The sequence below is a fragment of the Brevibacillus sp. NRRL NRS-603 genome (genome assembly GCF_003013445.1).
In the GTDB taxonomy this organism is placed as follows: Bacteria; Bacillota; Bacilli; order Brevibacillales; family Brevibacillaceae; genus Brevibacillus; species Brevibacillus formosus.
On record NZ_PXZN01000030.1, the window covers coordinates 14,244 to 28,325 of the forward strand.

12 protein-coding genes are annotated in these 14,082 nt (G+C 49.2%); 8 read left to right on the top strand and 4 right to left on the bottom strand.

Features of this window, described 5'->3' with window-relative positions:
• Positions 1–37: 37 nt before the first annotated feature.
• Positions 38–2,119, bottom strand: a complete 2,082-nt coding sequence (locus C7R94_RS21470; protein ID WP_106784493.1) for a glycerophosphodiester phosphodiesterase family protein — start codon at positions 2,117–2,119, stop codon at positions 38–40.
• 21 nt (positions 2,120–2,140) lie between these two features.
• Complete coding sequence (locus tag C7R94_RS21475) at positions 2,141–2,929, bottom strand: HAD-IIA family hydrolase (protein WP_106784495.1); 789 nt, start codon at positions 2,927–2,929, stop codon at positions 2,141–2,143.
• A 370-nt stretch (positions 2,930–3,299) separates the two neighbouring features.
• Between C7R94_RS21475 and efeO the strand changes: the two genes are divergently transcribed.
• From efeO to C7R94_RS21515, 8 genes are all read left to right on the top strand, one after another.
• Positions 3,300–4,196, top strand: coding sequence for an iron uptake system protein EfeO (gene efeO, locus C7R94_RS21480; protein ID WP_106784497.1), 897 nt, complete (start codon positions 3,300–3,302; stop codon positions 4,194–4,196).
• Positions 4,197–4,200: 4 nt separating this feature from the next.
• Positions 4,201–5,478 carry an iron uptake transporter deferrochelatase/peroxidase subunit gene (efeB, locus tag C7R94_RS21485; RefSeq protein ID WP_106784499.1) on the top strand — a complete coding sequence of 426 codons (1,278 nt, stop codon included), beginning with the start codon at positions 4,201–4,203 and terminating at the stop codon, positions 5,476–5,478.
• 27 nt (positions 5,479–5,505) lie between these two features.
• The gene (locus C7R94_RS21490) at positions 5,506–7,290 is read left to right on the top strand and encodes an FTR1 family iron permease (protein WP_106784501.1); all 1,785 of its coding nucleotides are present in this window, start codon (positions 5,506–5,508) and stop codon (positions 7,288–7,290) included.
• A gap of 238 nt (positions 7,291–7,528) precedes the next feature.
• Positions 7,529–8,458 carry a decaprenyl-phosphate phosphoribosyltransferase gene (locus tag C7R94_RS21495; protein WP_047070136.1) on the top strand — a complete coding sequence of 310 codons (930 nt, stop codon included), beginning with the start codon at positions 7,529–7,531 and terminating at the stop codon, positions 8,456–8,458.
• Positions 8,459–8,682: 224 nt separating this feature from the next.
• On the top strand, positions 8,683–9,039 hold the full coding sequence (locus tag C7R94_RS21500) for an SMR family transporter (RefSeq protein ID WP_088909983.1): 357 nt from the start codon (positions 8,683–8,685) through the stop codon (positions 9,037–9,039).
• Positions 9,040–9,062: 23 nt separating this feature from the next.
• Complete coding sequence (locus tag C7R94_RS21505) at positions 9,063–9,503, top strand: divergent PAP2 family protein (protein ID WP_106784503.1); 441 nt, start codon at positions 9,063–9,065, stop codon at positions 9,501–9,503.
• A 27-nt stretch (positions 9,504–9,530) separates the two neighbouring features.
• Complete coding sequence (locus C7R94_RS21510; RefSeq protein ID WP_106784506.1) at positions 9,531–11,219, top strand: hypothetical protein; 1,689 nt, start codon at positions 9,531–9,533, stop codon at positions 11,217–11,219.
• A 168-nt stretch (positions 11,220–11,387) separates the two neighbouring features.
• On the top strand, positions 11,388–11,855 hold the full coding sequence (locus C7R94_RS21515) for an OsmC family protein (protein ID WP_106784509.1): 468 nt from the start codon (positions 11,388–11,390) through the stop codon (positions 11,853–11,855).
• 41 nt (positions 11,856–11,896) lie between these two features.
• Here the strand turns inward: C7R94_RS21515 and C7R94_RS21520 are convergent, their stop codons facing one another.
• Together C7R94_RS21520 and C7R94_RS21525 are read right to left on the bottom strand one after the other, a co-directional pair.
• Positions 11,897–12,730: an undecaprenyl-diphosphate phosphatase gene (locus C7R94_RS21520; RefSeq protein WP_304533970.1), complete on the bottom strand. Its 834-nt coding sequence runs from the start codon at positions 12,728–12,730 to the stop codon at positions 11,897–11,899.
• Positions 12,731–13,001: 271 nt separating this feature from the next.
• Entirely contained in the window at positions 13,002–14,066 is a 1,065-nt protein-coding gene (locus C7R94_RS21525) for a glycosyl hydrolase family 18 protein (protein ID WP_106784511.1), read from the bottom strand.
• Positions 14,067–14,082 lie beyond the last annotated feature (16 nt).

Genomic DNA, 14,082 nt, shown 5'->3' on the forward strand with positions numbered 1-14,082 from the left:
TGTTTTTTACGTATCACTCGACTATAACAATTGCTTACTAAGGTAATATTTGGGTATTGTAAAGTTTTTGTGCATAGTCGGTAATAATCCCGCCGACTCCCGCCTCGGTTGCCCGCTTCATATCTGCTTCCTCGTTAACGGTATACACGGTCAAAATGATTCCCCGATGCTTGGCGAAACGGATTAGCTCTGGCGTCACAATCTGATGGTTGATAAAGTATTGGGCATTCAGTTGAACCGCGTCTGTTACCTGCTTTTCGGCATACTGTTCCAGCTGTTCCTTTGGCTTGGTCCCGCTCAAGGTAAAGCCCAGTCCCAATTCCGGATTGAGCTTGGCGAAACGCTCCAATACTTCTGAGCTGAAGCTGCTGACAATTACATCTTCAACCATGTCGTGCTCCTTGATAGCCTTCGCCATTTCCTTTTCGTACCCAATCCCCTTTGCTTCCAGAATGAGCACCGCTTTGCCCTTTGCCGCTTCCAGCAATTCATCCATGGTAGGAATAACAGCATCCGTAATCTCAGGCTGATACCAGGAAGGATTTGCTGGATCGAGCTTGTTCGCGTTCAATTCGCGCAGTTCCTTCAGCGTGAAATCCTTTACCTTCCCTGTCCCGTTGGTGGTGCGTTCCAGATCAAAATCATGGATCAGGACAAGGTGGCCATCCTTTGTTTTGTGGACGTCTGTCTCGATAATTTCCACACCCAGCTCCATTGCTTCTTCAAAGGCGTACATCGTGTTTTCTGGCTTTAAAGAAGGGATACCTCGATGCGCCATGACCATCGGAGGTTGCGTGATGCTTTTCTCTGGGTAAGCTGCAAGCAGCTCATGCACCTCTTTTGGATCGTGTGAGACAACCCCCGCCACCCCCATCTCGATCATTTCACTCGCTTGGCTCTTATTCGCCCGATCAATTCCCCACACGGACAACCCGCGATTGCGGAAGTAGCGAATGACCTCCTCCGTCATCGCAGTTTGCGAGAGAACGATCACATTGGAACGACTGCTCCTGGCTGAACGTACCAGCTCCTTTTGCTTCTTTTCGTTCAGCTTGCCGTCGATATACACGAGGGCACCACGGTATTCATTGTTTTTCTCCCGCATTTCTTGGACGATTTCCGGTCGGGAAGACACAATGTGCACATCAGTGAGATTCTCTTTCTGTAGCAGACGATCGACCTCTGCTACCAATTTTTTGTCCTCGATATGAATCACCGGAATCGCCTTGCCCTTGATCTGATCCAGTACCTCGTCCAAAGGTGTGCCGTCCTGGGTGACGAGTCCGTTCTTACCGGATTTTTTCACCGGAATAAAAATGGAAGACGCTTCTGCTTCCAAAATCGCATCAATCTCGGACTTCTTGTCGTACATGGCAATCACCGTCGGAGGAAGGACAATTCCCGTCTTAGGTTCAGGGACAATCAGCACGTCGTCTTTCAGATCAGAGACTGGAATCTTGTCTTTTTGGGCATTCGGTCCAAACAACAGCTCACCAGGGGTAGGCTTGGGTTGATCGACAAAATCTTTAGATGCGTCATTCGTATCCCTTTCCGTCAGGCGTTCCATCGAGTGTCCGCCAGCTACTCCCGGATGAGAGGTGACTCCCGGAACCTTCGCATCCATGTAAGCCATCGAATCCACCACATTGTACTCAGGGTCCATCAGAATGACGTGGTCACCGCCATTGGCCAAATAAATGCTGCCTGTCGCCCAATCCGTCGGCAACAGCTCAGGGACGTCCTCCATTGAATCAAACAATTCAAAATCAGGCGTGACGCCATGGCGTTCCACGATACCGTCGGCATAGCGGGAGATGACAATCGTCTGGAAAGGCTCAATCAGGGTGCCTTCCGGAAACGCATGCATCCCTTCATTTCCTCCACGCTTTTCCTCATCACCGATCATGTATCCACTCAAATCAATCGAATCGTTGGAGATATTGGTGATTTCGATAAACTCGCCTGTGCTTTCATCAAAAAGGGGATCATTGACAACTTCTGTAATGAGCAAGGTTTTGCTCACCGCGCTTTGCGCCATCACGGACGGCATACTGCCTGTCACCAGACTTGCTGCCATTAGTGACCACAACCACTTTTTGCTGCTCTTTCCCAACTCCATCTCCCATGCCTCCTCGTTTTCCTACTCGACTTGCACCATGGCTTCCATCGTCGGAAGGATGTAATCTGGCTGAATCTCTGTGGCTTCCAGTTCGCGGCTGGTTGTCACACCTGTCATGACCAGCGCCGTTCTCATGCCGCTGTTTTTCCCAAGTAAAATGTCTGTTTCCAAACGGTCGCCCACCATGACGCATCTCTCTGGCTGTACTTGAAGCTGTTGAAAAACCTGCTCGGCGTAGTACCGGGACGGCTTGCCAGTCATCGCCCAGACAGAAGCTCCACCAGCTGTTTCAATCGCTCTCGCCAACGCCCATGTATCAGGAATCGCACCCCCTGGCACCGGACATACCGGATCGGGGTTCGCTACGATCAGGTGGGCTCCCTTTCGTACAGCGTCAGCAGCCTGTTGCAGCTTTTCATACGTAAATCCACGGTCCATTCCAACCAATACATGCGTGGCTTCCTTTGCATCTTGCACCTGCTTTATATGAAAGCTCGCAATCTCTTCCTCCAATGCAGGCTCCCCAACGATCAGGACACGCGCTTGCTCCGTATTCTCTTGAAGATACAATCCCGCCGCATAGGCTGCCGTCATGATTTCTTCCCGCCGGGCAGTCAATCCGAGCTTCTGGAGGCGAGTTTGACAAGCTGTTCTTGTCTGTACCGTCGTATTGGTCAAAAACATGATTTTCTTCTGCTTCTCCCGCAGAGTGGCAAGTGTCTTTTCCACCCCAGGAAGCAGTTCATTCCCGAGAAAAATCGTTCCATCCAAGTCAAAAAAATACGCATCGTACCTATCTGTATCTAGCAAATCCCCTGCTCGCTCCTTTCGTCCGAAAACACAAAAAGCCCTCATACACGGCAATAGCACAAAGAAACAAACCGAAAGAACGGTCTTTTTCGAATCTATTGCTGTATGAGGGCTTTCTCCACGTCTCGACCCACTTACAGACGTTATTCATTTAGTTGATAGCTCGATCATAACAGGTCATTGTTAAGGGATTGTTGAGCTACTTTTGGTTTTATGTGAACAACGCCAAAACAAACCAGTGATTGTTAGCCAAAAAAAGATTGCAAACTGTTTAAGAAAGAGTAAAATTCTTTGTGGATGATAATGATATTCATTATCGACATATAACCATATAATTATGCACTCATATTAGATGAAGGGATGTCTTTTCATGATTCAAAAATGGAGTTATCCACTCGCCGCAGTGATTCTCGGTTCCTCCTTGCTCGCCGCTTGCGGAAACGCACAAACACAAACCGAGGAGAAAAAACCAGAAGCCACGCAGCCTGACAAGCCTGCTGCTGATAAGTCCGCAACAGCGAGCACTGCTCCTGCTGCTTCTCCTGAGCTGCAAGCCTCTATGGATCAATACCGAAAATGGGTCGTTGACCAAACCGACCAATTCGTAAAAGCAACAGAAAGCTTCACCACCGCCGTCAAAGCAGGCGATATGGAGAAAGCGAAAAAGGAGTATGCTCCAGCCCGTGCTTACTTTGAGAGAATCGAGCCTATTGCGGAATCTCTCGGCGATTTTGACCCGTGGATCGATGCCCGCGAAGGCGATGTGCCTGATAACGAATGGCGCGGCTATCACAAATTGGAGAAAGCACTCTGGGAAACCAAATCGGTTGCTGACCAAGGAAAAGTAGCGGATCAACTGCTGCAAGATGTGAAGCAGCTCCGCGTGAAAGTAGAGAGCGTCGAAATTGATGTGCCTATGCTGGTAACCGGTGCGGTTGAGCTCTTGAACGAGGTATCGACGAGCAAGGTGACTGGTGAGGAAGAACGCTATTCCCATACGGACTTGTACGATTTCGCTGCGAACGTAGAAGGCGCTCACGAAATTTACAAAGTATTGAAGCCTGCTGTTACGGCAAAAGACTCTGCTCTTGCCAGTGAAATTGAAGCTCGCTTTGCTGATTTGGACAAAGCCCTCGCACCTTACCGCAAAGGCGACGGCTATGTGCTGTACACCGAATTGAAAGAAGACCAAGTGAAAAAGCTGAGTCAGTCCCTCGATGCATTGGCTGAGCCATTGTCCAAAATGGGTAAGATCGTAGGAGGCTAACAAAATGAATGACAAGCATCTCGCAAACACCACAGCGAACAAAATCACACGTCGAGAAGCTTTGAAGTTGGCTGGGGTCGGAGGGATTGGACTGCTGTTGGGGGCGACTGGGGTTAATAGCCTTTTGCCCTCTCCTCCTAAAAATGAGCAGACGAGTGCCACTCCGACCGGTGCAGATGAGGTCATTCCCTTTTATGGCAAGCATCAGTCCGGAATCATTACACCTATGCAGGATTTTATCTGCATGGGTGCTTTTGATTTGACGACGACCTCGCTAGGGGATGTCCGCAGCTTGTTTCAAAGCTGGACACAGGCAGCAGCACGCATGACTGCCGGCAAAAACGTCGATGAGGAGAGCGATAACGCCCTTCTTCCTCCTATCGACACGGGAGAAGCCATGGGCCTGCGCCCAATGAAATTGACGATCACATTTGGGCTTGGCGCTTCTTTCTTCGACGAGCGCTTTGGTCTGGCATCCAAACGCCCAGCTCCTTTGGTCGATTTACCTCGCTTCAACAGCGATGAAATGCGAAAGGAATGGTCGGGTGGCGATATTGTCGTGCAGGTCTGCGCCAACGATCCACAGGTCGCCTTCCATGCCCTGCGGAATTTGGCCCGGATCGCTCGAGGAAAAGCTGTCCTCCACTGGCTGCAGGAAGGCTTCCAGCGTACCAGCGCATCCGACCCGACTGGCTCCACACCACGGAATCTGATGGGCTTCAAGGATGGTACGAACAATCCGCAGGTAAACGATCCCGCTACCGCAAATGAAGTCGTCTGGGCTCACACTGCTGAAAGTCCCGCGTGGATGGCAGGCGGAAGCTACATGGTTATGCGTCGAATCCGCATGCGGATCGAGGTGTGGGATCGCTCCTCCCTCACCGATCAGGAGAATACATTTGGTCGTCATCGTTTAACCGGAGCGCCTCTTGGCAAAGCAAATGAGTTCGACGAGCTGGAGCTGGATCGAAAGGATGCCAAGGGCAAACCCGTTATTCCTGTCGATTCCCATGTCGCCTTGGCCCATATGGAGGGCAAGGTGAAAATTTTGCGGCGCGGATACTCTTATTCGAGTGGAATGGATCTCAAGACTGGTCAGCTCGATGCTGGGCTTTTGTTCATTTGCTTCAATCGTGATCCGCGCAAGCAATTTATTCCGATGCAACAAAAGCTCGCATCTGTCGACCTTCTCAATGAATACATCACCCATGTTGGCAGTGGTTTGTACGCCTGTCTACCTGGTGCAAGTGAGGGCGGATACATCGGGGACACACTATTTTAACCAACTACCTGGGATGGAGTGAACACCTTGAAACGCTATCTGTTTATCCTTTGTACATGCATGCTGCTATGGACATCCGCTCTGTCTGCCGCTGTAGCCACGCCGCTGGTACCAGAGCAGCTCAAGCAAATGATCGCCCTCTCTAGCGATGCGTTGATTAGCACTGGAGATAACAACTGGGAAGAAGCAACCAAAGCGGTCAGCGGCATGAAGACCATCTGGGAGAGCAATTCGGAAAAGACCTCCGCAGATGCCCAAGCGCTGACACAAGCACTCGCGGAAGCAGAGCAAGCCCTTGCCCAAGCGAAGGCGAATCCTGACACTGCAAAAGCAGCTATCTCCAATCTGGCAAAAGCGACAGATCGTTACGTCTCGTCCAACGAAGAAGGCGGTCAGCCAAAAGAACGCGCACACAAGCAAATTGCGGCACTGCTACCGCTCTTGCAAAACAGCATGACAGCCATCACGGAAGGCGATCTGATGAAAGCCAAGCAATCGTACAGCAGCTTCGTCACCGGCTGGTACAAGGCGGAGGGTCTTGTTCGAGCGGAAAATGCCGCGGTTTACGGAGATATGGAAATCAAAATCAGCGGTGCGCGCATTGCCCTGAACACAGAACCACCCGATCCTAAAAAGAGCGCAGAGAAAGTACAGGCGCTCATTACTGCGGTGGACAATTATCTGGCAGGAAAGGCAGTCCAACAGGCCGCTGGGAATCCTTCCTCCGAGCAGCCCACCATCTCGTCTCTACTGGTACTCCTTGCATCGGTAGAAACAGAGATCGCCAATCAGGATGCAACTGCTGCTTCGGACAAAATGGAGACCTTTATCACCTCTTGGCCCTCTGTTGAAGGCGTAGTCATGACCAAATCGCCTGCTACCTACAGCAGTATCGAAGCCAAGATGGTCGCCATCCCGACACTCATCCTGTCCAATCCCCCGCAATGGGAAAAGGCGACAGCAAATCTTGCGGAAATGAAGACAGAGCTTGAACCATTTGCGACAGCGTCCTCGTACACCGCTTGGGATGCGGGACTCATCTTGTTCCGCGAAGGACTGGAGGCTATCTTGATCATCGTTTCTCTGCTTACTGTCCTGAACAAGTCAGGCAATGCCGACAAGCGCAAATGGATCTGGTCCGGGTCAGTTGCCGGAATCGTAGTTTCCGCCATTTTGGCAGTCATCCTCAGTGTCGTTTTCTCCAACCTGTCCACAGGCAATTCGCGAGAAACGATTGAGGGAGTAACTGGACTCATTGCCGTCTTCTTTATGGTGACGATCGGGGCCTGGTTGCATAAGAAGTCCAATTTGCAGGCATGGAATCAGTTTGTCGAGAAATCTATCGGCTCTTCTTTGGCAACAGGAGCTCTGTGGTCACTCTCATTCACCGCCTTTCTCGCTGTCGCCCGCGAAGGGGCAGAAACGATTATCTTTTATATGGGGATGGCCGCTACAATCTCCATGACAGACCTGGCGATCGGCATTTTGAGCGCGCTTGTCGTTTTGGCCGTGATTGGCTTTGTCATCATCAAGCTCAGTGCACGCATTCCGGTTCGTCCGTTCTTTTTTGTAGCCAGTCTCTTGCTCTACTATATGGCGTTTAAATTCGTCGGCGTCAGCATCCACGCTTTGCAGGTGACCGGTAGCTTATCTGCACACAGCAGCGATTACTTGTTGTATGCACCGACTCTCGGCATTTACGCGAGCTGGGAAACGACGATCCCACAATTAATCATACTCGTGATCGTTCTTTTCAATTTGTTCCTGTACTCACGGAAAAAAGCAGCCACTCCTATTCCGCGAGTGAACTAACGCAAGTGAACTAAAAAGAGAAAACCTGAAAAAACGCAGCTCGTTTATGAGGGCTGCGTTTTCTTGTAAAACCTCAATATTATTTTTGGCAATTATTCTTTCTCGCAAGTTCACATTTTTTCTGTTATCCTTAAATTTTTATGGGCGAAGTTATGTTACCATATTACAGGTGTAACCTTCTTTTTACATTTTCCGTCATTAGAAGGTACAAGATTCGATATTAGGATAGGGGTTAGATATGGGGGCAACATCAAATTCTGTTAAAGTTGACGTCAAAACAACGCCACGCGTTCGACAAAATATGGTCTACCTATTAGTAAAACAGCTTCGTCCACATCAATGGACGAAAAACTTGCTTGTCTTTGCTGCCTTGCTATTTTCCTTGCACAAAGTAAGTCCGGATGTCATTGGAAAATCAGTGCTGGCCTTCCTGCTGTTTTGTTTTGTATCCGGCTGTGTCTACATCCTCAATGATTTTGTCGATATCAAAAATGACCGAAATCACCCGGAAAAACAGTTCCGGCCCATGGCTTCTGGTGCATTGCCGCCAGCCCTCGCTTTAGCATTCGGTGTGTTTTTGCTGCTAGGTTCCCTGTTTAGTGCTTATTACTTTGACCGATTATTCGCGCTCGTACTGTTGGTTTACTTTGTGCTTAATGTCGCTTACTCGTTGAAGCTGAAGCATGTAGTCATTCTGGACGTCATGATTATCTCAGCCGGTTTTGTTTTGCGTGCCATCGGTGGAAGTCTGATGATCCAAACGCCGTTCACGCCATGGTTTTTGCTCTGTACGATGCTGCTTGCGCTGTTTTTGGCCATCAGCAAACGTCGCCACGAGCTGATTTTGTTGCAGCAGGATAAAGGAACGCATCGCAAAGTGCTCGACAGTTATTCGTCCGAATTGTTGAATCAGTTGAATACGATTGTGACAACCATGACAATCATCAGCTATTCCTTGTTCACTTTTACGTCAGGACGCACGATTCACTTGATGTGGACCATTCCACTCGTGATCTTTGGTATTTTCCGTTACCTGTATTTGATTACTGTCGCAGGCCAGGGCGGCAGTCCGGAAAAAGTTTTGTTGCAGGACAAGCCGATTCTCATTACGGTGTTCCTGTATGTCGTCATGGTGGCCGGGATTATTTACGTATTTGAATTTAAATAAGGAAGTGGAAGTTCAAAAAGTTGTCTTTTGATCACGAAGTAGTCTAGAAAGCTATTTCGACATCGAATATGGCGTTCACCTCCGAAGTCCGGTGCTCATGTAGATTCCCTACACTCCGCTCCTCCTTCGTTCGGTTCTCGCCATCTTCTCGGTGCTGAAAAGCCAACTTTTTGAACCTGTATTGTACATGAAGTTACTTGCACAGATAGGTTGTGGATCAGGCTATGCCATCAATTGTTCTCATCATCATTTCCGTGATCCTCAGTGCGTGTGGACAAGTTGCGATGAAGATGGGCGCGTCCTCGCTCACCAGCAATAATGACATGCTGCTACTGAAGTTCCTGCACTATTTCACGAACCTGCCGATTATGGTGGGACTTGCGCTTTACGGACTTTCTGCGTTTATCTGGATTGCTGCGCTGGAAAAGGTGCAGCTCTCCTATGCTTATCCCATGGCAGCACTCGGATACGTGTTGGTAGCTGTGATGTCCTTCTTGATCTTCAACGAACCGTTGTCCCTTACACGTATTGTCGGTCTGGCAATTATCGTCGTGGGCGTCGTCGTCATTTCTCAATCGTAATCATCACGTAGGGGAGTTTTCTCATGTTATATGCGGTAGCGCCGTTTATCGGCTGGCTTGTGTCCGGAATAACCAAATTCTTGATTAATTACCTTCGCTTTGGGTCCCGGGCCAAAGAAATGGTCGGGAACGGCGGGTTTCCCAGCACGCACACAACCGTTATGGTGACCACTGTGTTTCTGATTGGTTTGCAGGAGGGCTTTACTCATCCGGCATTCGGGCTGGGCGTGGCTGTGACATTTATTGTGATCATCGATGCGACTGGATTGCGCAGAGCGGTAGGAAAACATGCAGAGGCGCTCAACAAGCTCGCTAAGGTACATCCAGACGTGTTTCCCACCAAGCCTTTGCGCGAAAGCATGGGACATACCAGATGGGAAATTGCCGGGGGTCTGGTACTCGGGGTACTGCTTGCGACCGTGTTGCATCTGCTGGCAGCGAACCTCCCTAAGCTCATTGGCTAGTAGATTCGTAGACAGGAGATTATGTTCATGAATAACCGTACAGCAACGTACTCGTTCCTGCTCGGGACGGCTTTGCTTTTGTTTATGGCTACGATTGTGCTTAGCACATCGGTTTTATTTTTGTTCGGCGTATCCGTAACGGCCGCCAGCTTTTGGATTGGCCTCGTTGCAGCTTTCGCTGCGATGGGCGCAATGGTGTCGGTCTTCGTGAGTTCACGTCGCCGAGCCTGGTTTTTCTCCCTTTTGGCTGGACTGGCGATTGTTTCAGGCATCAGCTACTTTATCAGCGCCAATACGTTTGATCTCTCTTTTGACGGACAAACGTATCATCAAGAAGCAATCGTAAAGATAACCAACGGCTGGAATCCGGTTCATGACCAGCCCATCCTCAAGCCTTCTGGTTCAAAAGAGGTGGAGGAGATGGATAATAGAGAGGTTCTCTCCGCCTTTCACCTGTGGATTAATCATTACGCCAAAGGTCCTTGGATGCTCGATGCCGTCATGTATAAACTGACTGGTCAAATTGAGGTCAGCAAAATATTTAACCTGTTGTTGATTGCATCGTCCTTTTTCCTGACACTCGCTGCCATCCGAACCGCTTTCCCAGAGAAAATAGGGGCGGCGATTGCCTTCGCGTTGCTTGCGGCGTTCAATCCCGCAGTGATTACGCAATCGACTTCGTTCTATATTGACGGACAGCTTGGCTCACTCGTGCTCATCATCTGCGCTCTCGGCTATCTGCTTTATAAACGCTACCATGCTTGGACGCTACTCGCACTATGTGCAGCACTCATGCTGCTGGCGCAGATCAAATTCACGGCATTGGGGTACGCCGGATTGCTCGGCTTGGCTATTCTCGTGCTCTTCTTTTTCTACGATCGCCGTCAGCACATCAAAAGCATGCTCATGTGGCTTTCAATTAGTCTGGTTATCACCGTAGTGGTTGTCGGGTACAATCCGTATGTCACCAACACTCTTGCGAAGGGCCATCCGTTTTATCCGTTGGCGGGCAAAGGTGCCGTTGATATCATGACCTCGAATAGCCCGCATGGTTTTAAAGACAATACCAACGTTGAAAATCTGGCTATCTCCTTATTTTCCAAATCGGAGAACATCGCAACACCCCATAGCCCTACATGGAAGGTGCCATTTACGGTCACCTTGAAAGAGCTCGCCGTGTTCTACTCTCCTGACGTGCGTGTAGCCGGATTCGGACCGCTTTTCGGAGGAGCTGTGATTGTCACATGCCTGATTCTAGTCGTCTTGCTTTTGGGGACTCATCGAAAAAAGGCGGCACCTTTCCTGTGGATCAGTCTGGCGCTCTTCGTGACTGTGCTCATTAATCCGGAAAGCTGGTGGGCACGCTATGTTCCGCAGCTTTGGTTGATTCCACTCTTGATTGCGCTGGCAGTCTGGGATGTTCAGAAGGGCTTTTTCCGCCATGCGGGCAAGGTTCTGGTCGTCATTTTGCTCGCCAATATGGTATTGGTAAATGCCTCTCATATCATTGGACAGTCTGGCGCCAATGCATTAGTGAAAAAGCAGCTTAAAGAGATCAAAGCAAGCAACAAAACGCTGGTCGTTGACTTCCACCATTTCAATGCGGTGAAAGTACGTCTGCAAGAAGCTGGCATTCCTTTCGTCGAGCAAAAGCTGGATAAAGGTGAGGATGTCAAAGGATTTATGACTACGCGTGCGGTTTACTTGTTGAAATAAAAGATAGAAGGGGCGTCTCTCAGTCGGCAAATCGACTTTTGGGACAGCCCCTTTAATTGTTTTAGTGGGAGAGACACCAGCTTGCATGAGTAAAAAATTTACTTAATCGTTATTGGAAAACTATGGTAGAGTTTACTTGTATTGATTATCCGGAAGGGAGTGTGTATCATGCCTGTTGAAACATTCAAAGCAACTGCACATCTACAGAAGGGAATGGTTGTGACGGCCAGTTCCAGAAATTTCGAGATAACGATCGATGAACCGAAAAGCTTGGGGGGAACCGATACTGGGATGAACCCGGTTGAGCTGGTACTCTCCGCATTAGGCGCCTGCCAATCTATCGTTGCCAGAGTATATGCCAGGAAGTTTAACGTTCAACTCGACGATTTTTGGGTGGAAGTTGAAGGCGATCTCGATACGGATGGCTTCATGAACAAATCTGATGTCCGACGCGGGTATTCCGAGATTCGATACACCTTTCATATCAAAACCGATGCTCCTAGAGAGCAAGTAGAGTCTTTTGTGGAATTTTTGGAACAGACATGCCCCGTTGGAGATACGATCGCGAATCCTGTTACGCTTAAGTTAAACGGAATTGTTATTGAAAAACCGAGTGAGATAAAGGCGAATAATTAAAATAAGGCTCCCAACTGGGAGCCTTTGTCGTCTTTTTGATTTTACATAAACACAAAGAAAATAACTGCTGCCAGCACCAAGCGATAAATCGCAAAAGGTGTCAGCTTGATGCGGTTAATCAGCTTCAAGAAGAACCGGATCGATAAAAGCGCAAATACAAACGCGCTAATAAAACCGACGACGAAAAACGGAATGCTGTCCATTGTAATCGCATCCCAACGCTTCAACAGCGACAAAAAGCTCGCGCCCGCCATGATCGGCACCGCCATAATAAACGTGAAGTCTGCCGCCGCCCGATGGCTCATGCCCAACAGTACGCCCCCGGAGATTGTGGAACCTGAACGGGAAAAGCCAGGCCACAGGGAGAAGCATTGAATAAGTCCGACCAGAAATGCCTGCTTGTACGTAATCTGATCAACCGACTCGATCTTGGGACGTCCTGGTCGGAACCAATCCGCAGCCAACATGAGCAAAGCGCCCAGCACCAGACCGATTACCACGGTCTTCGTTGAGAACAAATACTCATCGATGTAGTCGTCAAACAAAACACCCAGAATCCCCGCAGGAATCAAACCGACAATGACCGTAGCCAAATTCAGCCGAGGGCCTGCCGGAATCTCACGTTTACCAGCCAGTCTGTTGAGGCCGAGCAAGCTCATGAACCGATCCCACATCAAAACCACGACAGCCAGAATCGAGCCGAGCTGAATGACAATTTTGAATGTGTTGGCCACTTCAGGGGAAAACAAATCTTTCGTTTGGAACAAGAAGTCATCCACGATGATCATGTGACCCGTAGAGGAAACAGGGGCAAACTCAGTCAAACCTTCTACTAGCCCCAGCACAATCGCAACAAAAGCTTCCCAGAGACCCAAAAATTCCACGCTCCTATGAATGAAGTCCAAAATCATATGTAGCAGCCGCCCTGTAAAAGAGCAGACTACCGCTTCTAGCATTATAACGTTCATCTCTGGTACAAAGTTACATCAACATAGAAAAACATTCTAGCAAATCCCGGATGGGTTGTCCCCACAGTGATAGCCATCATGCCTTTCTTGATTTATATTAAATCTGCAAGATGTGAATCCAAAGCCGCGTAGGCCGAAGCGTAGACTGGGAATTCGCTTCTTCCTTCCACTACACCCCCTACCGATTCACATATTGCAATGTCCCTTCCCCCATGTCACCAAGTCGCCAAAGCGCAATTTTCTCAATGCCCGCTTTCTTCGCAACTGCAACCCATTGAGACAGTGTTACTTCATCCGCATACCAAACCGTGTGCTTTTGGCCGTCCTCACCCATATAGTCGAAGTACAAACTTCCGCTAGCTTCATCCCGCTTTGGCGGCTCGATACTCGAAATGGAAAGGTCCGCTGCCTGCTTTTCCGTCACAGCCGTCACTTTTCCTTCACTAGCCCAGTCAAACCCGCCCACAGATAGGGCCATGACCTTGTCACCCGGCACTTTTTGCATGCGATAGCCAAGCTCCTCAATAAATGCATGATCGGCTTTGGGACCTGGCTCTGTAGTCGTACCATACAAATTGTAAGCCATCATGACGTAGGTAGGACCTATTGGCAATGCCAAGTCTTCAATCGGCGCGCGCGGCTCCAATACGATGCGAAGCGACTTTCCCTCCTTCTCCATATGCTGATACAAGGTATGGATAAAAGCAAGGAAGTTGTTCCAGTCTTTCTCCTCAATTCTCTCATAATCGATTTCTAAACCATGAAAGCCATTCTGGATCACGGCATTCTTGATCTCCATAATGTGCTTGGTACGGCTTGCATCTGTCGCCATGAGCCGGCTGACAATCGACGGGTCCTTTTGAACCTGCGTACCATCACTGTTAAGACGATCATTCACAATGGTCAAATCGAGATCGACATAGCTGCCCTGCTTCGCTGCTTCCTTGATCTCTGGCATCGCCTTGGTCATGCGATCAGTAAAGTGCAGCTTGTCATTTTCATCAAAATACGCCGCGAAGACCTGCACACTGGACAAGCCATCCGTCATCCTGCGGAAATCCTCCAAACCGGCTTCCCATTTCCAGTCTACTACCCACGCTGACAGTTCCATCGTGTTGTTGGCTGCATCTACACTCTCCAAGCTGTCGGTATCATTCCATTTCATCATGTACCATACGAGGATGACACACACTACTATCAGAAGAGCGGTCAAAATGATCGATCGTTTCTTGATGTTTGACACCTTACACTGATCCCCC